Genomic DNA, 25,277 nt, shown 5'->3' on the forward strand with positions numbered 1-25,277 from the left:
AATAGCTACGGTTTTCGCTATAGAGGAAAAGGAACGGAGAGGGAGCAGAGAAATGAACGTCGCGGTGCCCCCGGCCCCCTCCCCCGTCCGTCCGGTCCGTCCGGCGGTCGCGGCCGACCTCCCGAGCGTGGCCGACATCTTCGCGCACTACGTCCGCCATACCGTCGCCACCTTCGAAGAGACCCCACCGAGCGTGGCCGACTGGGAACGGCGGCTGGAGGACCTGACCGGACGCGGGCTGCCCTTCCTCGTCGCCGAAACGGACGGCGCGGTCGTCGGCTTCGCCCACGCCTCGCCCTGGCGGCCGAAGCCGGCGTACCGGTTCACCGTGGAGGACACCGTCTACCTCGCGCCCGGCGCCACCGGCCATGGGCTCGGCGCGGCCCTGCTGGACGTGCTCGTCGCCGAGTCGGCGCGGGCGGGGATGCGGCAGATGATCGCCGTGATCGCCGACACCGGCAGTGACGCCTCGCTCGCCCTGCACCGCCGCTTCGGCTTCGCCGACGCCGGGCGCCTCGTCGGGGTCGGCCACAAGCACGGGCGGTGGATCGACACGTTCGTGCTGCAGCGGTCCCTGGCCGCGGGACAGCCGGGCTGATCCCGGTCCCCGGTCAGTGTCCCAGCGCGGCCTCCTGCGGACGCTCCTCGTCCGGTTCCCTCGGCAGCAGCAGATCCTCGTAGCGGCCCAGTGCCAGCAGCACGCCGAGCATGGCGAGCGGGAGCAGCACGGTGAGCAGTGCCATGACCTGGTCCTTCCCCAGTTCGTCCGTGGGGGGTGAAAGTCGGGTCTCCCTCCTTCCGCGGGACAAACCCCGTGTCGGCCCCCGGTGTACGGGTACGCGGTGCGGACCCCCGAAGATCTGGAGGGAGTCATGCAGCGAGGCAGTGACCGGCTGAGCGTTCATCGTGACGACGAGATGAAGCACGAACTGCAAGGCCTGCTCAGGTCCGGGCACCCGACCCGGGCCGAGGAGTGGCACGACCCCGAGCCGTCCGCCGACGACGACCCGCGCGTCGCGGGCGGGCCGGTGGCGCCGGGGACGTCGACGGCGTCCCTGGCGGTGGTCCGGCTGGAGCTGGCGCGGTTCCTGAACCGCAGTTCCTTCCCGGCGAGCCCTCGGGAGCTGGCCGGGGTCATGCGCCGCGGATACGCCCCCGACACCCTGGTCGAGCCGTTGGAGCGGCTGCCGCGCGGCGCGCGTTACGCCAACATCCAGGAGCTCGCGGAGGCCCTGACCGGCACGGGGTCGTCGTCACGGCGCCGCAGCGCATAGGCGACCGGTCGTCGGGTACCGCGAGCGTCGGCGCGCCGACGCGGCCGCGGTACCCGACCGGCCTGGGCACGCAGGAGGGCCCATTCGATGGCTGAATTCGTGAGGGACGTCATGACACCGGGCGTGGTCGCCGTACGCCCGGACGCCTCGCTCGTCGAGGCGGCGCAGCTGATGCGCACGCAGGACATCGGCGATGTGGTGGTGGCGGACGGACAGCGGATCGTCGGTGTGCTCACCGACCGTGACATCACCGTGCGGGCGGTCGCCGACGGCGCCGACCCGCTGACGGTGAGCGCCCAGTCGGTGTGCACCCCGGACCCGGTGATGATCGGCCCGGGCGAGCGGGTGTCCCTCGCCGTCTCCCTGATGCGCGAGCACCACGTGCGGCGGCTGCCGGTCGTCGAGAACGGTCTGCCGGTCGGCGTGGTCACCCTCGGGGACCTCGCCGAGACCGAGGATCCCGACTCGGCGCTGGCCGAGATCAGCCGGGCCGCACCGGACGAGTGAGCGCGTGACCGACGAGAGGAGCAATGCGTGACCGACGATCGGACGACTGGATGAGCCGGGATCAGGCCGCCGAGATCAGCGCCACCGGAGTCACCGCCGACGTGGGCGACGCCACCGTCCGCTATCTGCTGTACGGGCTGCTGCCCAGCTGGTTCGTGCCGGGTCTCGCCGACTGGGTGATGCACCGGCGGACCCGGATCGAGGAGACGGCTGGGACCAAGGAGTCCCTCATCCACGCGCTGATGATGACCGAGGTGGGCATTCCCATCGCGCTCACCCTGCGCTACGAGGTCAACCCGCTGCTGCTCACCGTGCAGTTGGGCGCGACCGCGGCGCACGAGGCGACCGCACTGTGGGACGTGCGCACGGCGGTCGGCAGCGAGCGCGAGGTCAAGCCGGTGGAGCAGCACATCCACAGCTTCCTGGAGTCGCTGCCGTTCGCCGCGCTGACCTCCCTGATGTGCCTGCACGCCGACCAGGTGAAGTCCCTGCTGCGTGGGGGCCGCGGCGACGGCGACGCGTGGCGTCTCGTGCCGCGCAGACGGCCGCTGTCGCGCGGCTACCTCGCGGGCATCGGAGTCGCCATCGGCACCTGCGTACTGCTGCCGTACGGCGAGGAACTGTTGCGCTGCGTGCGCGCCCGCCGCCGCGGCAGGAAACGCATCACCAGCGACGAGGCCCGTCACCGGGCCACGGAAGGACATTGAGACATCATGCGTATCGCATTTCTGACCGCACCCGAGGGCGTCGAGCAGGTCGAGCTGACCGATCCCTGGCAGGCGGCGGTCGACGCGGGCCACGAACCGGTGCTCGTGTCGACGAAGCCGGGCTCGATCCAGGCGTTCCACCATCTCGACAAGGCGGAGAAGTTCCCGGTGCAGGAGGTCGTGGGCGAGACCTCGGCCGACTCCTTCGGCGCGCTGGTCCTGCCGGGCGGCGTCGCCAACCCGGACTTCCTGCGGATGGACGGCAAGGCCGTCGCGTTCGTGCGGGACTTCTTCGACAAGGGCCTGCCGGTGGCCGCGATCTGCCACGCCCCGTGGACGCTGGTGGAGGCGGACGTCGTCCGCGGCCGGGTGCTGACCTCCTGGCCGAGCCTGCGCACCGACATCGGCAACGCGGGCGGCACCTGGGTCGACGAGCAGGTGCGCGTCTGCGACCACGGCCCCAACAAGCTGGTCACCAGTCGTAAGCCGGACGACCTGAAGGCGTTCTGCGAGGCGTTCCTCGACGTGTTCGCCAGGGAGTCCGAGGAGGCCGCCTGATGGCAGACCCCAAGCAGGAACAGCGGGAGCGCTTCCGGGCCGACGACCCGACGTCGGGGCCGCTGACCACCGAGCAGGGTGTGGAGGTCGACCACACCGACGACTCGCTGGCCGCCGGCGAACGCGGGCCGACGCTGATGGAGGACTTCCACTTCCGGGAGAAGCTCACCCACTTCGACCACGAGCGGATCCCGGAGCGGGTGGTGCACGCGCGGGGCGCGGGGGCGTACGGCTTCTTCGAACCGTACGAGTCCTGCGCGCGGTTCACCCGCGCGGCCTTCCTGCAGGACCCGTCCGTGCGGACGCCCGTCTTCGTCCGGTTCTCCACGGTGCAGGGCCCCAAGGGCTCGGCGGACACCGTGCGGGACGTACGGGGTTTCGCGACCAAGTTCTACACCTCGGAGGGGAATTACGACCTGGTCGGGAACAACTTCCCGGTCTTCTTCATCCAGGACGGCATCAAGTTCCCCGACTTCGTGCACGCGGTGAAGCCGGAGCCGCACAACGACATCCCGACCGGGGCCTCCGCGCACGACACCCTCTGGGACTTCGTGTCGCTCCAGCCGGAGACACTGCACGCGATCATGTGGCTGATGTCGGACCGGGCCATCCCGCGCAGTTACCGCATGATGCAGGGCTTCGGTGTGCACACCTTCCGGTTCGTGACCGCGGACGGCAAGGGCACGTTCGTGAAGTTCCACTGGACGCCGAAGCTGGGCGTGCACTCACTGGTGTGGGACGAGGCACAGGAGTGCCAGGGCCGCGACCCGGACTTCAACCGGCGTGACCTGTGGGACGCGATCGAGGCGGGCGAGTACCCGGAGTGGGAGTTGGGCGTCCAACTCGTGCCGGAGGAGGACGAGTTCGCCTTCGACTTCGACCTCCTCGACCCGACGAAGATCATCCCGGAGGAGCAGGTGCCGGTACGGCCGATCGGCCGGATGGTGCTGAACCGCAACCCGGAGAACTTCTTCGCCGAGACCGAGCAGGTCGCCTTCCACACGGCCAACGTCGTCCCCGGCATCGACTTCACCAACGACCCGCTGCTCCAGGCCCGCAACTTCTCGTACCTGGACACGCAGCTGATCCGCCTGGGCGGTCCCAACTTCACGCAGCTGCCGGTGAACCGGCCGGTGGCGCCGGTGCGCACCAACCAGCGTGACGGCTACCACCAGAGCACGGTCCACCGGGGCACGAACTACTTCCCGAACTCGCTGGGCGGCGGCTGCCCGGCGCACGGGGGCGCGGGCGGACACGCCTACACGCACTACGCCGAACGCGTCGACGGCGCGAAGATCCGCCGCCGCAGCGCCAGTTTCCAGGACCACTACACCCAGCCGGCGATGTTCTGGAACAGCATGGCGGACTGGGAGAAGCAGCACATCGTCGAGGCGTTCCGGTTCGAGCTCGGCAAGGTCGGCGCGAAGGAGGTGCGGGCCCGCACGGTCGAGCACCTCGCCAAGGTGAACGGTGAGCTGGCGGTCTCGGTGGCGCGTGGGATCGGGGTGCCCGAGCCGCAGGCGACGCAGGCGGCGGACAAGTTGTCCTCCCCCGCGCTGAGCCTGGAGTCCCTGCGCGGCGACGGCTCGATCCGGACCCGGCAGATCGCGCTACTCGTCGCCGACGGTGTCGACGTCGCCCAGGTGACGTCGGTGCGTGAGGCGCTCACGGCCGAGGGCGCCGTCGTCGAGGCACTGGCGCCGACGGACGGCACAGTCACCGGTGCCGACGGCGACCGACTCGTGGTCGACCGCGCGCTGCCGACCGTGGCCTCGGTGCTGTACGACGCCGTACTCGTGCCCGGCGGTCCGGCGGGCGCCCCGGACGCGGTCGCCGACCCGGACGCGATGCGCTTCGTGCGCGACGCCTACCGGCACGGCAAACCGGTCGGCGCGCTCGGCTCCGGCGTGGGTGTGCTGTCCGCCCTGAAGCCGGAGGGCGTACGGCTGTCGGCCGAGTTCCACCGCACGGTCACCGACCAGGGCGTGGTGACGGACACCTCGCCGGGACCGGCGACGCAGGAGTTCCTGCAGGCCTTCAGGACCGCGCTGCAGGCGCACCGGCACTGGGGCAGGCCGCCCGCGCACGGCTGAGCGGGCCACCGACTCAGCCGTACGAGACCGAGCCGCTGCGCGGTGCGAGAGGCCGAGTCGGACATCGCAGGATCAGGTGCGCCGGGTGAGGGACTCACAAGGGTCCGCCCGGCGCACCGGCGTGTCCCGGGGGCCCGGCGCGGGCGCGCCGGGCCCCGTTCACGCCGGCGGGTTCGTCGGGGTCTCGCTGCTCCCCGAGCGGTCGCGGGCGCCCTCGCGGGTGCGGCCCGAGGCGACCGTGCGACGTGGGTTGCGGCGCAGGTACTCGCCCTCCAGCTGGGCCATGCGTTCGTTGTGGGCCCGCAGCGCGTCGTTCGAGCCGTACAGCAACGTGTCGTGGCGCGTCCGGTGGATCGTCTCCAGCTCCTTCATGAGCTGCTGGTCGTCCAGCCGGCCGGGGTCGACTCCGTTCATGGTGTGCCCCGCTCGTCGTGTTCAATCTTGCCGTCCGGGTACCCGCCCGCCGAGCACACAGCACCCGAGCTCGGTACGGGAGAGAGCTATGGATCTCGCCTTTCTGCATCCACTGTACGAACACCCCGGCTCCTGGGCCTCCGTGTACGTGGGCACGTCCCGGCACACGCAGGACACGCCCCACGAGCGGCACCTCACCGCCCAGGCCCTGTCCCGGGAGCTGGCCGAGCAGGGCGCCGACGAGGCCACCTGCCGGGCCGTGCGGGACGCGCTGGAAGGGCTTGAGCACTCATCCGAGCCCCATGGACGCGCGGTCTTCGCCTGCGCCGGCAAGGTGGTCCTGGATCCGCCGCTGGCCAGGCCCCCGCAGCGGGACAGCGCCCACTGGGCGCCGCTGCCGCACACCGCGCCCCTGCTGGAGCTCGCCGGTGAGGACCCGGTGTGCGTGGTGGCCTACGTCGACCGCAGGGGCGCCGCCTTCGAGCTGCGCAGCGCGCTGGGCCGGCAGGACGTCGGCTCGGTCAGCGGCCGGCAGCACCCGATCCACCGCACGAGCAGCGTCGACTGGTCCGAGCGGCACTTCCAGCTCAAGGTGGAGAACACCTGGGAGCACAACGCGGCCGAGATCGCCGACGCGCTCACCGTCTGCCAGGAGGAGACCCGCGCCGACCTGCTGATCCTCGTCGGGGACGACCGCGAGCGGCGGTCGGTGCACGAGCGCCTGCCGCAACGGCTGCACGGCCTCGTGGTGGAGGCCCCGCACGGCACCGGCAGCAGGCTGCTCGACGATGACGTCGAACGGATCCGCGAGCAGCATGTACGGCAGCGGGCGGAGCGTGAGCTGGAACGTTTCCTGGCGGCCCGGGAGCCGGACGGCGAGGGTCGCGCCGGTGCGGCGGAGGGGGTGCCCGCGCTGATCGAGGCCGCCCGCGAGCACCGGATCGAGGAGCTGTTGATCAGGCCGGACAGCCCGGACGCCCGCCGCGAGGTGTGGATCGGCGAGGACCCGGACCAGGTGGCGGTGCGCCGAACGGATCTGAAGATCCTGGGCGAGCAGAACAGCTGGGCGGCGCGGGCCGACGACGCGCTGATCCGCTCCGCGGTCGCCACCGGCGCGGGGGCGCTGTCGGTCACCCCGGCCGACCCGGCCACGGAGCCGGCGGGCGGGCTGGGGGCGCTGCTGCGCTGGGCCTGAGCGACGTCGCCGCGAGCGCGCCGGGGGAGCCGAACGGACTCGGCTCCCCCGGCGTCCGTCGTCAGCGGGCCCGCTCCACCCGCCGCTCGTCCCACACCGGCTCGGGCGTCTCGCGCACCCGGCCGTCGCTGCCGAAGACGAGGTAGCGGTCGAAGGAGCGGGCGAACCAGCGATCGTGGGTGACGGCGAGCACCGTGCCCTCGAAGGCCTCCAGCCCCTCCTGGAGCGCGTCGGCGGACTCCAGGTCGAGGTTGTCGGTCGGCTCGTCGAGGAGGAGGGCCGTGACGCCCTGAAGCTCCAGCAGGAGGATCTGGAAGCGGGCCTGCTGGCCGCCGGAGAGCCGCTCGAAGGTCTGCTCGGCCTGCTGGGTCAGTTCGTAGCGCCGCAGGCGGGACATCGCGGCGCCCCGGTCCTGGGCGTGCTCCTTCCACAGGATGTCGAGCAGCGTGCGGCCGAACAGCTCGGGATGCGCGTGCGTCTGCGCGAAGTGCCCCGGGACGACCCGCGCGCCGAGCTTCCACTTCCCCGTGTGCGCCACCTCGTCGCCGGCCAGCAGCCGCAGGAAGTGCGACTTCCCGGAGCCGTTGGAGCCGAGGACGGCGACGCGTTCGCCGTAGAAGACCTCCAGGGAGAAGGGCTTCATCAGGCCGGTGAGCTCCAGTTCCTCGCAGGTGACGGCCCGCACGCCGGTGCGGCCGCCCTTGAGCCGCATCCTGATGTCCTGCTCGCGCGGCGGCTCCGGGGGCGGTCCGGCCTCCTCGAACTTGCGCAGCCGGGTCTGGGCGGCGCGGTAGCGGGAGGCCATGTCGGGGCTGTTCTCGGCCGCTTGCCGAAGCGTCAGGACCAGTTTCTTCAGCTGGGCGTGCTTCTCGTCCCAGCGCTTGCGCAGCTCCTCGAAGCGGGCGAAGCGCCGGCGTCGGGCCTCGTGGTAGGTGGCGAAGCCGCCGCCGTGCACCCAGGCGTCCGCGCCGACCGGTGAGGGCTCGACGGAGACGATCTTGTCGGCGGCTCGGGCGAGGAGTTCGCGGTCGTGGGAGACGAACAGGACCGTCTTGCGGGTCTCCTTCAGACGCTCCTCCAGCCACCGCTTGCCGGGCACGTCGAGGTAGTTGTCGGGCTCGTCGAGCAGCAGCACCTCGTCGGTGCCGCGCAGCAGCGCCTCCAGCACCAGCCGCTTCTGCTCACCGCCGGAGAGCGTGCGGACCTCCCGGAACTGCGCCCTGTCGTACGGCACACCGAGCGCGGCCGTCGTGCACATGTCCCACAGCGTCTCGGCCTCGTACCCGCGCACCTCGGCCCAGTCGGCCAGGGCCTGCGCGTACTTCAGCTGGGCGGCCTCGTCGTCGACGGTCATGATGGCGTGCTCGGCCTCGTCGACTGCCTGCGCGGCCTCGCGGATGCGCGGCGGCGCGACGGACACGAGCAGGTCGCGTACGGTCGTCTCGTCCCGTACGGAGCCCACGAACTGCCGCATCACGCCGAGCCCGCCACTGACGGTGACGGTGCCACCGTGCGGCTTCAGCTCCCCCGAGATCAGCCGCAGCAGGGTCGTCTTGCCGGCGCCGTTGGGCCCGACCAGCGCCACGGCGGCGCCCTCTCCCACCCGGAAGGAGACGTCGCCGAGCAGCGCCCTCCCGTCGGGGAGGTAGTACTCCAGGTGCGCGGCTTCCAGATGTCCCATGAGGCCGCATTCTGGAGTCCGCCGCGCGGCCTGGGCAAACGCTTATCCAAGGCCGGGCCCCGAGCGGACGCCGGAGGCGGTCCCGCGCCCGGCCCCGCACCCCCCGCTACGGCGCGGCCCCGTCGACGGGCCATCCGGCCGGCCCGCCCTCCCCCGCCGGAGACACCACCGCACCCGCCCACTCCAGCGCTTTCCAGCCCTCCTCGGGCGAGCCCTCCAGGATCACCACGCCCGTGTTCGCCAGCGGATGCGCCGCGGCGAACGCGACATCGACGTTGACCGCCCGCGCCGCCGTCCACATACGGATCGCCGCGCCATGGCTGACCAGGGCCGCGGTCCCGGCCCCGCCACCCGCGGCCTCCGCCACCACCGCGTCGTAGCGCGCGAGTGCCTCGGTCCCGCTCTCGCCGCCCGGCATGCGCAGCTCCGTGTCGCCGGCCGCCCAGGCGAACGCCGTCCTCATGTAGGGCTCCGCCTGCTTCGCGTGGCCCGGCAGCATCTCCATGTCGCCGGCGGCCAGCTCCCGGATGCCGTCCCGCACGAGCACGTCGAGGCCGCGGGCGGCGGCCAGCGGGGCGGCGGTGTGCTGGGCGCGGATCGCGGTGGAGGCGTAGACCGCCTCGATGTCCTCGGCGGCCAGGGCCTCGGGCAGGGCCGCGGCCTGCGCCGCGCCGAGGGCGGTCAGACCGGGGCCGGGGACGGCCGTGTCCAGCAGGTGGTCCACGTTGGAGGGCGTCTGGCCGTGGCGGATCAGGAGCAGGCGCATCGGACGGGTTCCTCCGTGGGTCGTTCACCGTCGGCCGGACAGCAATCGGCCGCTTCAGGGTACCCAGGGGTGTATGAGTCCAGACGTCGACTTCACCGTTGCCACCCGCGGCCGGCATGCTCTACGCGACCGCCTCCTCGCCCTCGACTCGCGGCTGTTCGAGTTCGCCGCCGAGCGGAACTGGCCGTATGCCGAGCCGGTGCTGCCGCGGCTGAGCCGGAGCGCGAACCACGGAGTGCTGTGGTTCGCGGCGGCCGCCGCCATCGCCGCGAGCCGCACCCCCAGGGCCCGCCGGGCGGCGGCCCGGGGCCTGGCCTCGCTGAGCCTTGCCTCGCTGACCATCAACACCCTCGGCAAGCGGTCGGTGCGCCGCCCCCGGCCCACCCTGGACCCCGTGCCGCTGGTCCGGCAGCTCAAGCGGCAGCCGATCACCACCTCGTTCCCGTCCGGGCACGCCGCCTCGGCGGCCGCGTTCGCGACCGGTGTGGCGCTGGAGTCGCCCGGCTGGGGTCTGGTGGTGGCTCCGGTGGCCTGGTCGGTGGCGCTGTCGCGGGTGTACACCGGCGTCCACTTCCCGAGCGACGTGCTGGCCGGGGCGGCGCTGGGCGCGGGTGCCGCGTTCGCCGTTCGCGGCATGGTGCCCACGCGTGACCGGCTGGTTCCACCGGCCCGGCCCCGCACGGACGTCCCGGCGCTGCCGGACGGAGAGGGCCTGGTCATGGTGGCCAACAAGGGGTCGGGCACCGCCGACCGGGTGCACGCCCTGCTGGATCTGCTGCCGCGTGCCGAGTTGGTGGAGTGCGAACCGTCCGACACCCGCGCCGAGTTGGAGAAGGCGGCGAGCCGGGCCAGGGTGCTCGGTGTGTGCGGTGGTGACGGCACGGTGAACACGGCGGCGGAGGTGGCACTGCGGCACGACCTGCCGCTCGCGGTGCTGCCCGGCGGCACGTTGAACCACTTCGCCCTCGACCTGGGCGTGGAGGACGAACGTGATCTGAGCCGGGCGGTCGGGCGCGGCGAGGCCGTGCGGGTGGACGTGGGCCGGTTCACCAGCGAGGGGCGCCAAGGGCTGTTCCTGAACACGTGCAGCCTGGGGGTGTACCCGGAGCTGGTGCGCGAGCGGGACGGCTTCACGCCCCGGGTCGGCGCCTGGCCGGCCGGGGTGCTCGCGGCCCTGCGCGTCCTGCGCCGAGAGCGGCATCCACTGCACGCCGAGGTCGGTGGCCGCGCCCACCCGTTGTGGCTGCTGTTCGCCGGGAACGGCACCTACCACCGGGTGGGCCTCGCCCCGGCCCGGCGTCTGGACCTCGCGGACGGCGTGCTCGACGTACGGGTCGTGCACGGCGGCCGTCGGCCCGCCCTGCGGCTGCTCGCCGCCGCCCTCGCGGGTCCGCTGACCCGGTCCCCGGCGCACGCGGCGGTCCAGGTGGGGCGGCTGCACCTGTCGGGGGTCACCCGGGGCGCGCTCCTCGCCTACGACGGCGAAGTCACCGAGGTGGGGGGCGAGGTGACGCTGGAGAAGCTGCCGGAGGCGCTGACCGTCTACCGACCGCTGGCCGGTACGTGAGCCCGACGGACCCTCCCGGTCCACATGCGGGCCGGTCCATATCGTGAAACAGCGGTCTCACCATTCGACATGAAGGCGTACGGTGTCGCGTACCGCCCGCGGGGCCGTGCGGCCCCTTGATCCGGTACGGCGAGACGAGGGGAACAGTCATGTCGAAGGCACGGGAACAGGCCGGGGAGACCGCTGTCTACACGCACGGGCACCACGAGTCCGTACTGCGTTCGCACACCTGGCGCACCGCGGCCAACTCCGCGGCGTACCTGCTCGGCTCGCTGGAGCCGCACATGAAGGTCCTGGACGTCGGCTGCGGCCCGGGCACGATCACCGCCGATCTGGCGGCCCTGGTCCCCGAGGGCCATGTCACCGGCGTCGACCGCGCGCCGGAGATCCTGGAGCAGGCCCGGGCCACGGCCGCCGGACGCGGTCTGTCGAACGTGGCGTTCGGGGTCGCGGACGTGCACGCCCTGGACTTCCCGGACGACACGTTCTGCGTCGTCCATGCCCACCAGGTGCTGCAGCACGTCGGGGACCCGGTGGGCGCCCTGCGCGAGATGAAGCGGGTGACCAGGCCCGGCGGCCTCATCGCGGTCCGCGACTCGGACTACGCGGCCATGACCTGGTTCCCGGCGTCACCGGGGATGGACGCCTGGCTCGACCTGTACCGCCGCGTCGCCCGCGCCAACGGCGGCGAGCCGGACGCCGGACGCCGCCTGAAGTCCTGGGCGCGCCGGGCCGGGCTCACCGACATCACGGCCGGCTCCAGCACCTGGACCTTCTCGACGCCGGACGAGCGGGCCTGGTGGAGCGGCCTGTGGGCGGACCGGACGCTGGCCTCGGCGTACGCCGAGCGGGCCACCGAGGGCGGCCACGCGAGCGGGGAGCAGCTGCGGGCCGTCTCCGAGGCGTGGCGGGAGTGGGGACGGCAGGAGGACGGCTGGTTCAGCGTGCTGCACGGGGAGATTCTGTGTCGGAAAGACGCCTGAATCGCGGTTTTCTGGAAACCCGTTGAGCAGGAGGTCAAAAAAATGGTTCCTATTCTGCTCGTGCTGCTTCTGGCTCTCATTCTCTTTGGTGCCGGATTTGCGCTGAAGGCGCTGTGGTGGATCGCGATCGCGGTTCTCGTGGTATGGCTCCTGGGTTTCGTGATGCGAAGCACGACCGCGACGGGAGGCAGGGGCCGCTGGTACCGGTGGTGAGGTGAGCTCACTCCCGGGGAAGCAGCGGTCCCAGCGGCCCGAGGTCCAGATTCAGGTCCTCGGGCCGCAGCCCGTAGCGCTCACGCAGCTCGGTCATCCGGTCGTCCAGCAGCATCAGCGTGAGCCCGATCCGTTCCTCCTGCTCCTCGCTCAGGTCCCCCTGGTCGAAACGGCGCAGCGCCTGGCGCTCCATGAGCTGGCGCAGCAACTCGACCACCGTCAGCACGAGTTTGACGAGGTCGCGTTCGACGGTGTCGGGTTCGAGGTCGAGCCGGTTGCGATGTGACGTCACGTCAGTCCCCCCACGGTGACGGTACCTGTTCGTTGACGGAGCTGATCAGCGCGTTGAGGTCGATGCGGACGAGGTCGACGTCCGCGATGCGCAACGTGATGTCCCCCGTGACGACCACTCCGCCGGACAGCAGCCGGTCGAGCAGGTCCACGAGGGCGATCTCACGGCGTTCGACGACGGTCACATCCCCTCCTCCGTCCGTTCCTCCGCGAACTCCGCCGTGAAGGAATAGGCCGCCCAGGGCCCGGTGAGTTCCACCCGTATTCCGGGGGCGTCGTCCTTCTCCCGGTCCACCAGTTCCACGAATTCCTCGGAATCCGCGCGCGGCACCAGATAAGCGGCGTTGAGCACATTCTGTCCGGAGGCCCTGGAAAGAGCGGAGTTCTGCGGGGCGTGCAGTCGGGAGTCCTCGGCGAACGCGGAGAGCGTTTCGTGCAGCCGGCTCGCGAATGCGGCGGCCCGCTGCCAGACGTCCTCGCGGGCCCTGGTCTGCGAACGGCGCCGGCGCAGATAGTCACGCCCCGACATGGCCTTCTCCTCCGTGGCGCCGCTGTCCGCGGCCTCGGCGGGCTCCGCGGGCTCCACGTCGGCGTACACCTTGACGCCCCACTCCACCCGGCCCTCAAGCCGGTCGAGGACGCGCCGGAAGTCCGCCTCGCGGGCCTCCATCATGCTGCGTACGCCGCTGTCGTCGCGGAAGACGGTGGCGAGTCGCAGCGGCAGCGGCGTCGTGACGACGGTGAGGGCGTCGATGACCTGCTGATGGGCGCGGGCCGTCGCGGTGAGCCAGTCCAGGTCCTCCAGGTGGCGCCGCAGCGACTCCTCGGCGAAGTCCGACTCGGGCACCGTACTGACGACGGCGACCAGTCCGTGGTGCGTCAGCTGTTTCGGCGGTGCCCCGGCCACCCCGCTCAGCTGGACCTGGAGCGGGGAGCGAAAGGGATGGCAGACGGCGTACACATAGCGCAGTCCGGTCATGAGGCCTCCTCCTGTGCCCGGGCCGGCTCCAGCTGGGCCAGGCGCTCACGCAACTCGGCGTTCTCCCGGGCGAGTTCGTCACGCCGGGCGCGGGAGGACAACGCGGGGTCGTCCTCCCACCAGTCGATGCCCATCTCCTTGGCCTTGTCGACCGAGGCGACGATGAGGCGCAGCTTGATCGTGAGGAGTTCGATGTCGAGCAGGTTGATCCGGATGTCGCCGGCGATGACCACGCCCTTGTCGAGCACCCGCTCCAGGATGTCGGCGAGGTTGGCGCCCCCGTTGTGGCCGTAGGGATCCGGCAGCCTACCGGGCGTCGTCATCGGCGGCTCCCGCCACCGGCGTGCTCCGCCTCGTCCTCGGATTCCTCCTCGGACTCGTACTCGGGCTCCTCTTCGGCCTCGTACTCGGGCTCCTCCTCATCCTCGTACGCGTCCTCGTCCTCGCCCTCGTCGTACTCGTCCTGCGGTTCCTCCGTGTCCTCGTCCGAGTACTCCTCGTCGTCCTCGCCCTCGTCCTCGGCGCGGGCCCCGTCGTCCGTCTCGTCCTCGCCTTCCGCCGCTTCGCCCTCCGGCGCTTCTTCCTCTTCTCCCTCGCGAGCTTCCTCTTCCTCTTCTTCCGCCACCGCGTCCTCATGGCTGCGCACGACCTCGCCGTCGCGGATCTCGCCGCGCCAGCCGTCCTCCGCCTCTCCCTTGAGGGTGATGAAGCGGACGTAGTTCTTGAGGTCGAGGCGGGCACGGCGGCCCTGGGCGCGCCATATGTTGCCGGTCTTCTCGAACAGGCCCTGGGGGTAGTACTCGATGACGAGCACGACGCGGGTGAGCTTGTCCGCGAGCCGGTGGAAGGAGACCACGCCCTTCGTGGTGCCCTTGGCGCCCTCCGACGTCCAGGTGATGCGATCGTCGGGCAGCTGCTCGGTGGTGGTCGCCTTCCAGTTGCGGTTGGACCAGAACACCTTCAGCTGCCAGTCGGACTTCGTGTCGTCGGCACGGCTCGCGCTCTTCACGCCCTTCGCGAAGGTGCTGAAGTCCTGGTACTGCGTCCACTGGTCGTACGCGGTGCGCAGCGGGACGGCGACATCGATGGACTCCAGGATGACGGTGGGCTTGCCGCCCGCCCCGCGCTTGCCCTTGCCGCCGCCGCCGAGCTTCTTGAACGCGCCGACCACCTTGTCCTTGATTCCGGAGCCGCCGACCTCCAGCGCGCTGCGCACCGGCCCCTTGCCCTCGGCCAGCTTGCGGCCGCCCTCCAGGGCCATCTTGCCGAGGCCGGGGCTGCGGCCCTCGGCCACGTCGTTCAGCTTGTTCGTGGCCTGGCCGAGCTTCTGCCCGGCGCCGGTCAGCACACGGGTGGCCTGGGCGGCGAGGTACTCGCGCACCTCCTCCTTGAGCCGGTCGGCGGCCTCGCTCTGGGCCACGCCGCCGAGCGGACCCTTCGCCGCTCCCTTCGCCGCTCCGTTCGCCGCTGAAGTCGCTGATCCGAGTGTGTCGGTCATCGTTCGTCACCGCCCTTCGGCAGTTCGGCCCGCGCTACGGGCTGCCCCGCGCGCCGCGGCCGTCTTCTTGCCGGCGGGCTTGTTCGCCGCCGTCTTCTTGGCCGCGGTCTTCTTCGCGGCCGACTTCTTGGCCGGGGGCTTCTTGGCCGCCGCCTTCTTCGCGGGTGCCTTCTTCGCAGCCTTCCGACGTGGCTTGTCCTCGGCTCCCTCCGGCTCCTCTGCGTCCTCCGACTCCTCGGCTTCCTCCGACTCCTCGGCCTCCTCCGGCTCCTCGGCTTCCTCCGACTCCTCGGCCTCCTCCGGTTCCTCGGCGTCCTCCGGCTCCTCGTCGTCCGATCCGAGGTCCGGCGTCTGCGGTGCCACTCCCGCCAGCTGGTCACGCACCTGTGCGGTACGCCCGTGCAGCCGGTCGGCGAGGGCGTCGAGCTGCCGCTCGACCATGGCGCCCGAGGCGGCCTTGCCCACACCGCGCAGATCCTCGCGCAGCTGGTCCCCGATCTCCTTGAACTGCGGGTTGTTCTGCAGTTGCTGGGACATCAGGTCCGCGAGAGCCCGCGGACTCAGGTTCATCCGCTTGCCCGCCACCAGGGAGCCGACGGCGAACGCCAGCTTCATCTTCTTCGTACGTCCCAGGACGTATCCGGCCCCTACCGCGAGGCCCAGTCCCACTCGGTTCATCGTGCCGTCCCATCGCTTGCCCGTCCCGTGCGCGCGAGCCCGGTCTCCAGCCGGTCGAGCAGTTCGTCCTCCTGACGGTCGAACTCCTCCTCGGTGATCTCACCCGCGGACAACTTCTCCTCCAGCGCGGCCAGTTCGGCGCGCACGGCGGCCGGGTCGTAGTAGAGGCGTTCCGCCTCCTGAACCACCTGTCTGATCACCCATGCGCTGCCGCGCACCGGTGCGAACGGCAGCAGCAGTACCTCTCCGATCAGTCCCACGGCCTCACTCCTCCGCGCTCTCCGCGCCGATCGTGGTGCCCGCGGGCTCGGCGGGTCCCGGCTCGACGAAGCTGTACGGCGGCAGCGGGCCGTTCACCCGCAGATCGAGGTGCGGATGGCCCTTGCGGAGCTGCTCCACGGCGGCGAGGAAGGTCTCCACCCCGTCGCGGTCCACCAGGAAGGACACATTGGCGAGCCAGCCGGAGGAGTCGGGGCCCACGCTGACCGCGTCCGCGGCCGGCTCCAGGGTGTGCCGCACGTCGGTGGCGTCCTCGGCCTCCTGCGCCTTGACCGCGGCGACCACCATCTCGCCGAGCCGCAGCCGGTCGTCGTAGGAGCCGCCGCCCGCCTGCCGGTTGGCCTCCGTCAGGGCCCGGACCTCCGGGTTGCCGGCCATCACCCGGTGCAGCACGGCCTCCTCGACGTGCGTGGCCTTGACGTTGTACTCGACCTTGCCGTCCAGGGCCCGCAGCCGCTCCTGGTAGTGGTCCGCGCGCTCGGCGAGGACCGAGGTGACCGCTTCGTCGTCGGGGGCGACGCTGCCGAACCGCATGGGCAGCACACAGCCGTTCGCTCCCACCTCGGCGAGTACGTTCGAGTGCGCGAGCAGTTCCTTGCGCTTGGGCCGCAGCCCTTCGGGGGCGTCGCTGACCAGGGCGGCCAGACCGCCCTCCTTCAGTACGCGGACGGGGCGCGGCGGGTCGCCGACGCCGCCGAAGTCCTTCGGCAGCTCGGGATGCGAGCTCGCGGTGATGCCGTACACGTACGTGCTCACTCCTGCTCCTCCTTCCGGCGCGTCGAGGTGGACTTGCGGGCACGCGGCCTGGACTCGCTCTCGCCTTCCTCCCGCGCCTGCTTGAAGGCGTCGGAGATGGTCTGGGCGGCACCGGACAGCGCGCCCTTGGACTTGCCGCGCGCCCCGGACTCGGTGATCTCCCCGACCAGGTCGGGCAGGCCCGGGTTCTTGCGCGGCCCGGCCTCAAGGTCGAGCCGGTTGCACGCCTCGGCGAAGCGCAGGTAGGTGTCGACGCTGGCGACGACCACCCGGACGTCGATCTTCAGGATCTCGATGCCGACGAGGGAGACCCGGACGAAGGCGTCGATGACGAGCCCCCTGTCGAGGACGAGTTCGAGAACGTCGTAGAGGCCGCTGCTGCCGCCTCCGCCTCCGGTCTGCTGTGCCGGTACTACGGTCATGCCGGCCGTTCCTCCTTGTCCGTGAATCTGTGTCCGTGAATCTGTCTGGGGATGGTGTGAAGGGGTGTGGGTGGGCGCCCTACCGGCCGCCCCTGCGCGCGTCCGAGCGTCCGCGTTCGTAGCGGCGGACCCGGCGGTAGCCGGTGAGCTGCCCCTGCTGGTCGAGTTCCACCTGGTAGCTCGCCATCAGGCTCATCGTGTCGGGAACACGGGCCAGCTCCAGGACCTCGATCTCCAGCGTCCAGCCGTCCTCGGTCTGCTCGAACGAGGACACCGTCTCCGCGGCCATGCCGGTGAGCTCGGCCAGCTGGGCGCGCGCCTGGCGCAGGACCTCCATGGGGCTCGGGTTGCCGTCCGCCCCATCCTGTCCTTTTCTGGATGTTTTACGAGTGTTCTGTGAATCAGTCATGTGCACCTCCAACGGCGAGTGGCCCGACAGGCGTTGGCCAAACCCACGAGTTTTCGTGGTTCAGCCACGCAATGCGTCCAGCCGGCGCCGTGCCGGGCCCAGGGCACGGCCGCGTCCCATCACCCCCGCCCATGGGTCGGTGCGGGCCTGTTCCAGTGCGTCGGCGATGCTCCAGCGGCGCGCGTCGAGACTCGGGTCGTCCAGGTCGTCCCAGGTCAGCGGCGTGGCCACGGGAGCGCCAGGCCGGGCACGGACGGTGTACGGGGCGACCGCGGTCTGCGCGTACGCGTTGCGCTGCACGTCGAGGTAGAGGCGCTCGCCGCGGTCCTTCTTGCGGGCGGCGGTGGTGAGCCGGTCCGGGTGGGCGTCGGCGAGGACGTCGGCGACGTCCCGGGCGAAGGCGCGCACCTCGTCGAAGTCGTGCTGACCGGTGAGCGGCACGACGATGTGCAGCCCGCGTGAACCGGTGGTCATCGGCGCCGACGGCAGCTTCAGCGTGTCCAGCAGTTCACCGAGCAGCCCGGCCGCCTCCCGCACCTGTCCGAAGTCGTCGTCGGCCGGGTCGAGGTCGAAGACCAGCCGGTCGGGCCGGTCGAGGCTGCCGGCGCGCGAAAGCCAGCGGTGCAGGGTGAGGCAGGCCTGGTCGGCGAGGTGGACGAGGGTGGCGGTGTCGTCGCAGACCGTGTGGCAGACGGTGCCGTCCTCCTTGGCCACCTCGACCCGGGTGATCCAGTCCGGGTAGTGCTCGGGGGTGTTCTTCTGCATGAACGCCGGCCCGTCGACGCCGTCGGGGTGCCGCTCCAGCATCAGCGGGCGGCCCCGCAGATGCGGCAGCATGAAGGGGGCGACGGACCGGTAGTAGTCGACGAGGTCGCCCTTGGTGTACTCCTTCGCGCCCCCGTCCCCGGGGAAGAGCACCTTGTCGACGCGCCTGACCTCGACCGTACGGCGACCCGCCCGGACCCTCCTGGTGTCGCCGTCGGCGGTCATCGCACGACCGCCTCCTCCACCAGCAGCTTCCCGGCGGCGGCGATGGCCGCGGCGTCGATGCCGGCGGCGTGCAGCTGCTCGTCCGGGGATGCCGAGCCCGGCATGGTGCGCACGGCGAGCCGCACCAGGCGCGGCACCGGGCGCCCGTCGAGGAACGCGTCGAGGACGGCATCGCCGAGGCCGCCCTCCTCGTGGTGGTCCTCCACGGTGAGCAGGCAGCCGGTCTCCTCGGCAGCCCGGCGCAGGGTGCCCCGGTCGACGGGCTTGACGGAGTACAGGTCGATGACCCTGACCTGGATGCCGTCGCGGTCCAGGGCGTCGGCGGCGGCGAGCGCCTCGTGCACGGTGACACCGGCCGCGACGACGGTCAGCCGGTCGCGGTCACCGGAGCGCAGCACCTTGCTGCCGCCGACGGGGAACTCCTCGTCGGGCCCGTAGATCACCGGGCTGTTGCCGCGCGAGGTGCGCAGGTAGCGGACGCCGTCCAGGCCGGCCATGGCACCGACGAGCTTGGCGGTCTGGTTGGCGTCGCACGGGTACAGCACGGTCGAGCCGTGCACGGCCCGCATCATGGCCACATCCTCCAGGCCCATCTGGCTGGGGCCGTCCTGGCCGATGGCGACACCGGCGTGCGAGCCGACGAGGTTGATGCCGGCGCCGCTGACCGACGCCATGCGCACGAAGTCATGGGCACGGGTCAGGAAGGCGGCGAAGGTGGAGGCGTACGGCACCCAGCCGCGCGTCGAGAGCCCGACCGCGGCGGCGACGAGCTGCTGCTCGGCGATGTAGCACTCGAAGAACCGGTCGGGGTGTTCCTTGGCGAAGAACTCGGCGCGCGTGGAGTCGCTGACCTCGCCGTCGAGGGCGACCACGTCGGAGCGTGCGGTGCCCAGCGCGGCGAGCGCCTCGCCGTAGGCGTTGCGCGTGGCCACCTCCTCGCCCTTCTCCCAGCGGGGCAGTTCGAGGCCGCCGGTGTGCACGGCGTGCAGCATGCGGGCGGCCGGCGGCTCGTGGACGGCGACGCGGAGGTCGCGCGGCCCGCCGAGCTCGGCGATCGCCTCGTCCGCGTCCGGCAGCGGCTTGCCGTGCAGCCCCTCGCGGTCCTGGACGCTCTCTACGCCCTTGCCCTTGAGGGTGCGGGCGAGGATGACGGTGGGCTGTCCGGTGGTGGACCTGGCCTCGCCGTACGCCCGGTCGACGGCGTCCACGTCATGGCCGTCCACCTCGACGGTGTGCCAGCCGAAGGCCTGGAAGCGGCGGGCGTAGGCGTCGAGGTCGTGGCCGTGCCGGGTCGGACCGCGCTGGCCGAGCCGGTTCACGTCGACGATGGCGGTGAGGTTGTCCAGTTCCTCGTACGCGGCGTGCTCGGCGGCCTCCCAGACGGAGCCCTCGGCGAGCTCGCTGTCCCCGCACAGGACCCACACCCGGTACCCGGACCGGTCGAGCCGCTTCCCGGCGAGCGCGATCCCGACACCGATCGGCAGTCCCTGCCCGAGCGATCCGGTCGCCGTCTCCACCCACGGCAGCCGGCGCGGGGTGGGGTGCCCTTCGAGACGGCTGCCGATCTTGCGGAACGTCGCCAGTTCACCGTCCTCGATGGCGCCGGCCGCCTTGTAGGCGGCGTACAGCAAGGGCGAGGCGTGGCCCTTGGACAGCACGAAGCGGTCGTTGGCCGGGTGGGCGGGCCGCTCGAAGTCGTAGCGCAGGTGGTTCGCGAACAGTACGGCGGCCAGATCGGCGGCGGACATCGACGACGTCGGATGCCCCGATCCCGCGGCGGCGGCGGCCCGCACACTGTCCACCCGCAACTGCTGGGCGAGCTCGACGAGTTCGGCGGTGTTCATGTGTCTCCTTCCGTGGTGGTGCGGGAGCGGGCTGGTTCGGAGGGGTCGTCGGAGGCACCGGAGTGCGATGCGCGGGCCGCTCGCAGGTCGGCGCGCGTCACGGGGCCGGGGGCTTCGGGGTGCTTGTCGGCATCCGCGTCCTGGAGGGGGCCGGACGGCTGCGCACCGTTCGGCGCCGCGCGGTCCTCCGTGCCTTCGGCGGGCTCCCCACCGGGCTGGTTCCTCGCGGGCTCCCCACCAGGCTGGTTCTTCGCCGGTTCCCCACCGGGCTGGTCCTTCGCAGGCTCCCCACCAGGCTGGTTCCTCACAGGCTCCCCACCAGGCTGGTTCCTCACAGGCTCCCCACCGGGCTGGTTCCTCGGTGGCTCACCCTCAGATCGACTCATCGCGGGCTCCCCTCCGGACCGGGCCTTCGCGGGCGCGCCCGTCTTCTCGGTGGCGCCCGCCTTGCCGCCGTCGGCCCCGGCCGCCCCGTCGGCCTCGGCCGCCCCGGCGGCCCCGGCGGCCCGCTTCCCCACCCCGTCGGGCTTGCGCACCAACTCCGGCGAAGCCGTGTCCAGCGGTACGGCCCACGACCGTACGAGGCCCAACTGCACTGCCTGGCGCGGCAGTACGGCGTCCAGGAACCAGTCGGCCGCGACCCGGACGCGGTTGCCGGGCATCGCGGCGAGGTGGTAGCCGCGGGTGACCGCGCCCGCCGCCACACCGGACAGGTGGACGCCGAGCGGATTGGCGGCGGCCTTGACACCGCCCAGGTCCACGACGAACCCCATGTCGCGGTGGCGGTAGGCGCGCCGCTCGCCGATCCCCAGGGACGCGGCCACGTTGTGGGCCACGGTCTTGCCCTGCCGCCAGGCGTGCTGCGCGGTCATCGGGGTGTACTGTCCGGGCTTGGCCAGGTCGGGGACGGCGGCCGCGTCCCCGGCGGCGAACAGCTCCGACCGGCCCGGCACCTGAAGATGCGGGTCGACGAGCAGACGGCCCCGTTCCAAGGGAAGTTCGAGGGACTCGGCGAGCGGATCGGGCCGTACGCCGACGCACCACACCAGCGTGCGGGTGTCGACGAACTCGCCGTCGGTCAGCAGAACGCCCTCGTGCGTGGCCTCCTTGACGGAGGTGCCCATCCGCACGTCCACGCCCCGCTGCCGCAGCACCTGGTCGGCGGTGCGGGAGAGCCGCTGGTCGAGCTCGGGCAGGACGCGGTCGGCGATGTCGAGCAACATCCAGCGCGGCCGCATGCCGGACCGCAGGGGGTGCTTGCGCACCTGGGCGTCGGTGAACAGCTTGCCCTGCGCGGCGACCTCCGTACCGGTGTACCCGGCGCCCACGACGACGAAGGTGCACCGTGCCGAGCAGGTCGCGGGGTCGTCCGCGGTCGCCGCCAGCTCCACCTGCCGGGTCACGTGGTCGCGCAGGTACAGCGCCTCGGGCAGCCCGCGGAAGCCGTGCGCGTGCTCGGCGACGCCGGGGATGGGCAGCAGCTTGTTGACGCTGCCCGCGGCGAGGATCAGCCGGTCGTAGGACAGGGTGCCCCCGTCGCCCTCGGGCCCGGTGTAGTGCACGGTCCGCCCGTCGAGGTCGATGCCGTCGGCCTCGCCCAGCACGAGCCGTACATGGGGCAGGGTGCCGGACAGGGAGACGGTCACCCGGCGTGGCTCCAGGATGCCCGCGGAGACCTGGGGCAGGAGGGGCAGGTACAGGAAGTAGTCGGTCGGGTTCAGCAGGGTGATGTCGGCACGGTGCCTGGTCAGCCGGGACAGCGTGCGGGCCGCACGGTATCCGGCGAATCCGGCGCCGACGATCACGATGCGGGGTCGACTCACGGTTGGCCTCCGACGTTCTTGATGGCTGGTTCGCCTGCGGGCGTCTTCAGCCCGGTCGCGTACCTCGCGAGCCTTCCGCGTCCCCCTGGTCGGGGCCGCCAAACGTGGGCCCGGGCGGCGGCGCCGCGGTCCGGCAGGTGGAACCGGCAGGACCGGTTTCCCGGCGGGGCGCCGGGTACCCGGACGGCGACCGTCCCCGCCGCCGCGGCAGTCCCGGAGGTGTCCCCCATGCCCGAGTACGGCTACTTCCTGGCGACCGAGGAGTTCCGCCCCGCCGATCTCGTCGAACAGGCACGGATGGCCGAGCAGGCCGGGTTCCAGTCGCTGTGGATCTCGGACCACTACCACCCGTGGAACGACGCGCAGGGCGAGAGCCCCTTCGTCTGGTCGGTGATCGGCGCGCTCTCGGAGGCGGTGTCGCTGCCCGTCGAGACGGCGGTGACGTGCCCGACCGTGCGGATCCATCCGGCGGTGGTGGCGCAGGCGGCGGCGACCTGCGCGGTGATGACCAACGGCCGCTTCCGGCTCGGTGTCGGCTCCGGAGAAGCCCTCAACGAGCACATCCTCGGCCATGTGTGGCCGCCGGCGAGCGTCCGCCTGGAGATGCTGGAGGAGGCGATCCTGATCATGCGCCGGCTGTTCTCCGGCGAGGAGATCAGTCACTACGGCAGCCACTACCGGGTGGAGAACGCCCGCCTCTACACGGTGCCCGACGAGCCGGTCCAGATCGACGTCTCCGGCTTCGGTCCGGAGGCCACAGCGCTGGCGGCCCGGATCGGGGACGGCTACATCACGATGATGCCGGACGAGGAGCTGGTGACACGGTTCCGCAAGGGCGGCGGGCACGGCAAGCCGGTCATGGGCGGCACGAAGGTCTGCTACGGCACCGACCACGACGAGGCCGTGCGCACGGTGCGGCGGCTGTGGTCCAACCAGCTGCTGCCGGGCGAGATGGGCCAGATCCTGCCCTCGCCGCGCCACTTCGAGCAGCTGGAGCCGCTGGTCACCGAGCAGATGGTGCGTGAGAACACGGTGTGCGGGGACGATGTCGAGGAGCACGTGGGCGCCCTGAACGCCTTCGCCGAGGCGGGCTTCGACCGGATCTACGTCAACCAGATCGGCCCCGACCAGAGGGGCTTCTTCGACTTCTACCGCACGAAGGTGCTGCCGCAGCTGCAGCGGTGACGAGGGGCGGCACCCGGCGATGAAACTCCGTCTTCCCGTCGTCTCCGTGTACACGGTCCCGACCGACGCCCCCGAGGCGGACGGCACGCTGTCCTGGAACGCCACGACAGTGGTGATCGCCGAGGTCACGGCGGGCGACGCCACCGGCACGGGCTGGACCTACGGTCCGGCGGCGATCGGCGACTTCCTGCGGGACCACCTCGCTCCCCTCGTCGAGGGCCGCGACGCCCTGGACATCCCGGCCGCGCACGAGGCGATGTGCCGCGCGATCCGCGACGCGGGCCGCCCGGGCGTCGCCGCGTGCGCGATCTCGGCGCTGGACATCGCGCTGTGGGACCTCAAGTCCCGCCTGCTGGAAATCCCCTTGGCCCGCCTGCTGGGCACGTGCCGGGAACGCGTCCCGGTGTACGGCAGCGGCGGCTTCACGACGTACCACGACACCCATCTGGTCGCGCAGCTCAACGGCTGGGTGCACGGGCAGCACATCCCGCGCGTGAAGATCAAGATCGGCGAGGAGCGGGGCGGGGCGGTCCTGCGCGACGTGGCCCGGGTCCGGGAGGCACGCAAAGTCATCGGCAACAGGGCGGAGTTGTACGTCGACGCGAACGGCGCCTATACCCGCAAGCAGGCGGTCCGCATCGGCCACGCCCTCGCCGAGCACGGCGTCGGCTGGTTCGAGGAGCCGGTGTCCTCGGACGACCTGACGGGTCTGCGGCTGGTCCGGGACGCCCTGCCGTGCGACGTCACGGCAGGCGAGTACGGGTACGACCTCCCGTACTTCGCCCGCATGATCACCGCGGGGGCGGTCGACTGCCTCCAGATCGACGCCACGCGCTGCGGCGGCCTGACGGAGTTCCTGCGCGCCGCCGCCCTGGCCCAGGCCCACGGCCTGCAGGTCTCGGCGCACTGTGCCCCGCACGCCCACGCCGCCGCTGCCGCCGCGCTGCCCAACCTCCGTCACATCGAGTGGTTCCACGACCACGTCCGTATCGAGGACATGTTCTTCGACGGCGCCCTGGACCCCACGGGCGGCACGATCACTCCCACCCAGGGCATCGGCCACGGTCTGACGCTGCGCACCGAGGAGGTCGAGCAGTACCGCGTGGCCTAGGGTCGGCCCTTCGGATGCCGACGCGCCGGGCGGGTGAGGCGTCGCGCGGCCAGGAGCCCGGCGCCGACCGTGAGCGCCCGCCCCATGCGGCCGCGGTTGCGGGAGAACCACACCTGAGGGCTCCGCCGGTGGGACTCCTCGTCGAAGCGTCCACGCGCCCCGAAGTCCCGTCCGTGCGGTCCGTCCGCCGGGGTCCACAGGTTGCCCGGGCCTTCCGGCGCGCCCTGGTCCTGCTGGGCGTCGAAGCCGGTCCGGGCCAGGTAACGGTCCAGGAAGCCGGGAGCGATCGCGTTGGTGATCAGCGTGGCCGCCGTGGCGCCGCCCACCCAGTACTCCCTGCGCCGTGGGTGCTCCGCGGCATGCACGATCGCCCGTGCCGCCACCTCCGGCTGGTACACGGGCGCCACCGGACGGACCCGTCCCGGCAGCCGGTTCAGCACCCAGTCGAACTGGGGGGTGTTGACGGCCGGCAGCTGCACCATCGTCGTACGCACCCGGCTCCCCCCGCGCAGCAGCTCGCACCGCAACGACTCGTTGAACCCCTGGATGGCGTGCTTGGCCCCGCAGTACGCCGACTGCAGCGGAATCCCCCGGTAGGCCAGCGCGGACCCGACCTGCACGATGGCGCCCCGGCCGCGCGGCAGCATATGGCGCAGGGCGGCTCGCGTGCCGAACACACAGCCCAGGTACGTCACGTCGGTCACCCGCCGGAACTCGTCCGGGGTGACCTCGGTGAAGGGCGCGTAGATCCCGGCGAAGGCGTTGTTGACCCAGATGTCGATGTGCCCGAACGCGTCGACGACCTGCTGGGCCGCGTGCTCGACGGCCTTGGCGTCGGCCATGTCCACGGTGACGGCCAGGGCCTCGCCCCCGGCCCGTTGCACGTCGTCGGCCGCCGCGGCGAGTCCCTCGCGCCCGCGTGCCAGCAGGGCGACCCGGTCGCCGCGTGCGGCGAAGGCCAGGGCCGCGGCCCGGCCCACGCCGCCGCTGGCCCCGGTCACCACCACGGACCTGCCCCGCCGGGGCAGGTCCGCCTTCCACGGCTTGCGCACGC

Annotated in this window: 29 protein-coding genes and 1 pseudogene; 12 read left to right on the forward strand and 18 right to left on the reverse strand. The window is 72.0% G+C overall.

Annotation, left to right across the window (positions count from 1 at the left end; translation table 11 throughout):
• Nucleotides 1-52: 52 nt before the first annotated feature.
• Nucleotides 53-598, forward strand: coding sequence for a GNAT family N-acetyltransferase (locus tag ACFYNL_RS28835; protein ID WP_388808130.1), 546 nt, complete (start codon nt 53-55; stop codon nt 596-598).
• Nucleotides 599-611: 13 nt separating this feature from the next.
• Here ACFYNL_RS28835 and ACFYNL_RS28840 read toward each other — a convergent pair whose 3' ends face one another.
• Nucleotides 612-743, reverse strand: coding sequence for a hypothetical protein (locus ACFYNL_RS28840; RefSeq protein ID WP_388808132.1), 132 nt, complete (start codon nt 741-743; stop codon nt 612-614).
• 129 nt (nt 744-872) lie between these two features.
• On the opposite strand from ACFYNL_RS28840, the gene ACFYNL_RS28845 reads away from it, so the two are divergent.
• The 5 genes from ACFYNL_RS28845 to ACFYNL_RS28865 all read left to right on the forward strand — a co-directional run bounded on the left by ACFYNL_RS28845 (nt 873) and on the right by ACFYNL_RS28865 (nt 5,139).
• Nucleotides 873-1,274, forward strand: coding sequence for a DUF2795 domain-containing protein (locus ACFYNL_RS28845; RefSeq protein WP_388808133.1), 402 nt, complete (start codon nt 873-875; stop codon nt 1,272-1,274).
• Between the two features lie 87 nt (nt 1,275-1,361).
• Entirely contained in the window at nt 1,362-1,781 is a 420-nt protein-coding gene (locus tag ACFYNL_RS28850; protein ID WP_388808134.1) for a CBS domain-containing protein, read from the forward strand.
• Between the two features lie 50 nt (nt 1,782-1,831).
• Complete coding sequence (locus tag ACFYNL_RS28855; RefSeq protein WP_388809071.1) at nt 1,832-2,488, forward strand: diguanylate cyclase; 657 nt, start codon at nt 1,832-1,834, stop codon at nt 2,486-2,488.
• Nucleotides 2,489-2,494: 6 nt separating this feature from the next.
• Nucleotides 2,495-3,046, forward strand: coding sequence for a type 1 glutamine amidotransferase domain-containing protein (locus ACFYNL_RS28860; RefSeq protein ID WP_388808135.1), 552 nt, complete (start codon nt 2,495-2,497; stop codon nt 3,044-3,046).
• Nucleotides 3,046-5,139: a catalase gene (locus ACFYNL_RS28865; RefSeq protein ID WP_388808137.1), complete on the forward strand. Its 2,094-nt coding sequence runs from the start codon at nt 3,046-3,048 to the stop codon at nt 5,137-5,139. Before ACFYNL_RS28860 ends, ACFYNL_RS28865 begins: the two co-directional genes overlap by 1 nt.
• Nucleotides 5,140-5,298: 159 nt before the next feature.
• Here the strand turns inward: ACFYNL_RS28865 and ACFYNL_RS28870 are convergent.
• Nucleotides 5,299-5,579, reverse strand: a pseudogene (locus ACFYNL_RS28870) (DUF6158 family protein).
• Nucleotides 5,580-5,641: 62 nt separating this feature from the next.
• Here ACFYNL_RS28870 and ACFYNL_RS28875 point away from each other — a divergent pair.
• Complete coding sequence (locus ACFYNL_RS28875; RefSeq protein ID WP_388808138.1) at nt 5,642-6,748, forward strand: Vms1/Ankzf1 family peptidyl-tRNA hydrolase; 1,107 nt, start codon at nt 5,642-5,644, stop codon at nt 6,746-6,748.
• Nucleotides 6,749-6,809: 61 nt separating this feature from the next.
• Here the strand turns inward: ACFYNL_RS28875 and ACFYNL_RS28880 are convergent, their stop codons facing one another.
• Both ACFYNL_RS28880 and ACFYNL_RS28885 read right to left on the reverse strand, forming a co-directional pair.
• Nucleotides 6,810-8,429: an ABC-F family ATP-binding cassette domain-containing protein gene (locus ACFYNL_RS28880; protein WP_388808140.1), complete on the reverse strand. Its 1,620-nt coding sequence runs from the start codon at nt 8,427-8,429 to the stop codon at nt 6,810-6,812.
• A gap of 106 nt (nt 8,430-8,535) precedes the next feature.
• On the reverse strand, nt 8,536-9,195 hold the full coding sequence (locus tag ACFYNL_RS28885; protein ID WP_388808142.1) for a histidine phosphatase family protein: 660 nt from the start codon (nt 9,193-9,195) through the stop codon (nt 8,536-8,538).
• Between the two features lie 73 nt (nt 9,196-9,268).
• Between ACFYNL_RS28885 and ACFYNL_RS28890 the strand changes: the two genes are divergently transcribed.
• From ACFYNL_RS28890 to ACFYNL_RS28900, 3 genes are all read left to right on the forward strand, one after another.
• A complete protein-coding gene (locus ACFYNL_RS28890; RefSeq protein ID WP_388808144.1) occupies nt 9,269-10,762 on the forward strand; it encodes a bifunctional phosphatase PAP2/diacylglycerol kinase family protein in 1,494 nt (497 codons plus the stop codon).
• A 149-nt stretch (nt 10,763-10,911) separates the two neighbouring features.
• Nucleotides 10,912-11,745 (forward strand): methyltransferase domain-containing protein, encoded by an 834-nt coding sequence (locus ACFYNL_RS28895; protein ID WP_388808145.1) that lies wholly within the window; start codon nt 10,912-10,914, stop codon nt 11,743-11,745.
• Between the two features lie 42 nt (nt 11,746-11,787).
• Nucleotides 11,788-11,958 carry a hydrophobic protein gene (locus ACFYNL_RS28900; RefSeq protein WP_388808147.1) on the forward strand — a complete coding sequence of 57 codons (171 nt, stop codon included), beginning with the start codon at nt 11,788-11,790 and terminating at the stop codon, nt 11,956-11,958.
• Between the two features lie 7 nt (nt 11,959-11,965).
• On the opposite strand, the gene ACFYNL_RS28905 is transcribed toward ACFYNL_RS28900, so the two are convergent.
• From ACFYNL_RS28905 to ACFYNL_RS28965, 13 genes are all read right to left on the reverse strand, one after another.
• A complete protein-coding gene (locus tag ACFYNL_RS28905) occupies nt 11,966-12,250 on the reverse strand; it encodes a gas vesicle protein K (RefSeq protein WP_388808149.1) in 285 nt (94 codons plus the stop codon).
• Nucleotide 12,251: 1 nt separating this feature from the next.
• The gene (locus ACFYNL_RS28910; protein WP_388808150.1) at nt 12,252-12,434 is read right to left on the reverse strand and encodes a gas vesicle protein; all 183 of its coding nucleotides are present in this window, start codon (nt 12,432-12,434) and stop codon (nt 12,252-12,254) included.
• On the reverse strand, nt 12,431-13,228 hold the full coding sequence (locus ACFYNL_RS28915; protein WP_388808151.1) for a GvpL/GvpF family gas vesicle protein: 798 nt from the start codon (nt 13,226-13,228) through the stop codon (nt 12,431-12,433). The genes ACFYNL_RS28910 and ACFYNL_RS28915 overlap by 4 nt, the downstream gene beginning before the upstream one ends.
• Nucleotides 13,225-13,551 (reverse strand): gas vesicle protein, encoded by a 327-nt coding sequence (locus ACFYNL_RS28920; protein ID WP_388808153.1) that lies wholly within the window; start codon nt 13,549-13,551, stop codon nt 13,225-13,227. The genes ACFYNL_RS28915 and ACFYNL_RS28920 overlap by 4 nt, the downstream gene beginning before the upstream one ends.
• Nucleotides 13,548-14,726, reverse strand: coding sequence for an SRPBCC family protein (locus tag ACFYNL_RS28925; protein ID WP_388808154.1), 1,179 nt, complete (start codon nt 14,724-14,726; stop codon nt 13,548-13,550). The genes ACFYNL_RS28920 and ACFYNL_RS28925 overlap by 4 nt, the downstream gene beginning before the upstream one ends.
• Nucleotides 14,727-14,732: 6 nt before the next feature.
• Nucleotides 14,733-15,404 (reverse strand): DNA primase, encoded by a 672-nt coding sequence (locus tag ACFYNL_RS28930; protein WP_388808155.1) that lies wholly within the window; start codon nt 15,402-15,404, stop codon nt 14,733-14,735.
• Entirely contained in the window at nt 15,401-15,664 is a 264-nt protein-coding gene (locus ACFYNL_RS28935) for a gas vesicle protein GvpG (RefSeq protein WP_019760423.1), read from the reverse strand. Before ACFYNL_RS28935 ends, ACFYNL_RS28930 begins: the two co-directional genes overlap by 4 nt.
• Nucleotides 15,665-15,668: 4 nt before the next feature.
• Nucleotides 15,669-16,439, reverse strand: coding sequence for a GvpL/GvpF family gas vesicle protein (locus ACFYNL_RS28940; protein WP_388808157.1), 771 nt, complete (start codon nt 16,437-16,439; stop codon nt 15,669-15,671).
• A complete protein-coding gene (locus ACFYNL_RS28945) occupies nt 16,436-16,861 on the reverse strand; it encodes a gas vesicle structural protein GvpA (protein WP_388808158.1) in 426 nt (141 codons plus the stop codon). The genes ACFYNL_RS28940 and ACFYNL_RS28945 overlap by 4 nt, the downstream gene beginning before the upstream one ends.
• A 79-nt stretch (nt 16,862-16,940) precedes the next feature.
• Nucleotides 16,941-17,270: a gas vesicle protein gene (locus tag ACFYNL_RS28950; protein ID WP_388808160.1), complete on the reverse strand. Its 330-nt coding sequence runs from the start codon at nt 17,268-17,270 to the stop codon at nt 16,941-16,943.
• A 60-nt stretch (nt 17,271-17,330) separates the two neighbouring features.
• Nucleotides 17,331-18,260 carry a non-homologous end-joining DNA ligase gene (ligD, locus tag ACFYNL_RS28955; protein WP_388808161.1) on the reverse strand — a complete coding sequence of 310 codons (930 nt, stop codon included), beginning with the start codon at nt 18,258-18,260 and terminating at the stop codon, nt 17,331-17,333.
• On the reverse strand, nt 18,257-20,104 hold the full coding sequence (locus tag ACFYNL_RS28960; RefSeq protein WP_388808163.1) for a transketolase: 1,848 nt from the start codon (nt 20,102-20,104) through the stop codon (nt 18,257-18,259). Before ACFYNL_RS28960 ends, ligD begins: the two co-directional genes overlap by 4 nt.
• Nucleotides 20,101-21,909 (reverse strand): FAD-dependent oxidoreductase, encoded by a 1,809-nt coding sequence (locus ACFYNL_RS28965; protein ID WP_388809074.1) that lies wholly within the window; start codon nt 21,907-21,909, stop codon nt 20,101-20,103. Before ACFYNL_RS28965 ends, ACFYNL_RS28960 begins: the two co-directional genes overlap by 4 nt.
• Before the next feature lie 246 nt (nt 21,910-22,155).
• Between ACFYNL_RS28965 and ACFYNL_RS28970 the strand changes: the two genes are divergently transcribed.
• Both ACFYNL_RS28970 and ACFYNL_RS28975 read left to right on the forward strand, forming a co-directional pair.
• Nucleotides 22,156-23,112 carry an LLM class F420-dependent oxidoreductase gene (locus ACFYNL_RS28970; protein WP_388808164.1) on the forward strand — a complete coding sequence of 319 codons (957 nt, stop codon included), beginning with the start codon at nt 22,156-22,158 and terminating at the stop codon, nt 23,110-23,112.
• Nucleotides 23,113-23,131: 19 nt separating this feature from the next.
• The gene (locus ACFYNL_RS28975; protein ID WP_388808165.1) at nt 23,132-24,223 is read left to right on the forward strand and encodes an enolase C-terminal domain-like protein; all 1,092 of its coding nucleotides are present in this window, start codon (nt 23,132-23,134) and stop codon (nt 24,221-24,223) included.
• Here ACFYNL_RS28975 and ACFYNL_RS28980 read toward each other — a convergent pair.
• Entirely contained in the window at nt 24,220-25,275 is a 1,056-nt protein-coding gene (locus ACFYNL_RS28980) for an SDR family oxidoreductase (protein ID WP_388808166.1), read from the reverse strand. The genes ACFYNL_RS28975 and ACFYNL_RS28980 overlap by 4 nt on opposite strands.
• Nucleotides 25,276-25,277: the final 2 nt, after the last annotated feature.

The sequence above is a fragment of the Streptomyces sp. NPDC007808 genome (assembly GCF_042868655.1).
Lineage (GTDB): Bacteria > Actinomycetota > Actinomycetes > Streptomycetales > Streptomycetaceae > Streptomyces.

Coding starts and splice junctions, on each gene's coding strand:
- ACFYNL_RS28835 (WP_388808130.1), top strand. CDS start 53: ATGAACGTCGCGGTGCCCCCGGCCCCCTCCCCCGTCCGTCCGGTCCGT.
- ACFYNL_RS28840 (WP_388808132.1), bottom strand. CDS start 743: ATGGCACTGCTCACCGTGCTGCTCCCGCTCGCCATGCTCGGCGTGCTG.
- ACFYNL_RS28845 (WP_388808133.1), top strand. CDS start 873: ATGCAGCGAGGCAGTGACCGGCTGAGCGTTCATCGTGACGACGAGATG.
- ACFYNL_RS28850 (WP_388808134.1), top strand. CDS start 1,362: ATGGCTGAATTCGTGAGGGACGTCATGACACCGGGCGTGGTCGCCGTA.
- ACFYNL_RS28855 (WP_388809071.1), top strand. CDS start 1,832: ATGAGCCGGGATCAGGCCGCCGAGATCAGCGCCACCGGAGTCACCGCC.
- ACFYNL_RS28860 (WP_388808135.1), top strand. CDS start 2,495: ATGCGTATCGCATTTCTGACCGCACCCGAGGGCGTCGAGCAGGTCGAG.
- ACFYNL_RS28865 (WP_388808137.1), top strand. CDS start 3,046: ATGGCAGACCCCAAGCAGGAACAGCGGGAGCGCTTCCGGGCCGACGAC.
- ACFYNL_RS28875 (WP_388808138.1), top strand. CDS start 5,642: ATGGATCTCGCCTTTCTGCATCCACTGTACGAACACCCCGGCTCCTGG.
- ACFYNL_RS28880 (WP_388808140.1), bottom strand. CDS start 8,429: ATGGGACATCTGGAAGCCGCGCACCTGGAGTACTACCTCCCCGACGGG.
- ACFYNL_RS28885 (WP_388808142.1), bottom strand. CDS start 9,195: ATGCGCCTGCTCCTGATCCGCCACGGCCAGACGCCCTCCAACGTGGAC.
- ACFYNL_RS28890 (WP_388808144.1), top strand. CDS start 9,269: ATGAGTCCAGACGTCGACTTCACCGTTGCCACCCGCGGCCGGCATGCT.
- ACFYNL_RS28895 (WP_388808145.1), top strand. CDS start 10,912: ATGTCGAAGGCACGGGAACAGGCCGGGGAGACCGCTGTCTACACGCAC.
- ACFYNL_RS28900 (WP_388808147.1), top strand. CDS start 11,788: ATGGTTCCTATTCTGCTCGTGCTGCTTCTGGCTCTCATTCTCTTTGGT.
- ACFYNL_RS28915 (WP_388808151.1), bottom strand. CDS start 13,228: ATGACCGGACTGCGCTATGTGTACGCCGTCTGCCATCCCTTTCGCTCC.
- ACFYNL_RS28920 (WP_388808153.1), bottom strand. CDS start 13,551: ATGACGACGCCCGGTAGGCTGCCGGATCCCTACGGCCACAACGGGGGC.
- ACFYNL_RS28925 (WP_388808154.1), bottom strand. CDS start 14,726: ATGACCGACACACTCGGATCAGCGACTTCAGCGGCGAACGGAGCGGCG.
- ACFYNL_RS28930 (WP_388808155.1), bottom strand. CDS start 15,404: ATGAACCGAGTGGGACTGGGCCTCGCGGTAGGGGCCGGATACGTCCTG.
- ACFYNL_RS28945 (WP_388808158.1), bottom strand. CDS start 16,861: ATGACCGTAGTACCGGCACAGCAGACCGGAGGCGGAGGCGGCAGCAGC.
- ACFYNL_RS28950 (WP_388808160.1), bottom strand. CDS start 17,270: ATGACTGATTCACAGAACACTCGTAAAACATCCAGAAAAGGACAGGAT.
- ligD (WP_388808161.1), bottom strand. CDS start 18,260: ATGACCGCCGACGGCGACACCAGGAGGGTCCGGGCGGGTCGCCGTACG.
- ACFYNL_RS28960 (WP_388808163.1), bottom strand. CDS start 20,104: ATGAACACCGCCGAACTCGTCGAGCTCGCCCAGCAGTTGCGGGTGGAC.
- ACFYNL_RS28970 (WP_388808164.1), top strand. CDS start 22,156: ATGCCCGAGTACGGCTACTTCCTGGCGACCGAGGAGTTCCGCCCCGCC.
- ACFYNL_RS28975 (WP_388808165.1), top strand. CDS start 23,132: ATGAAACTCCGTCTTCCCGTCGTCTCCGTGTACACGGTCCCGACCGAC.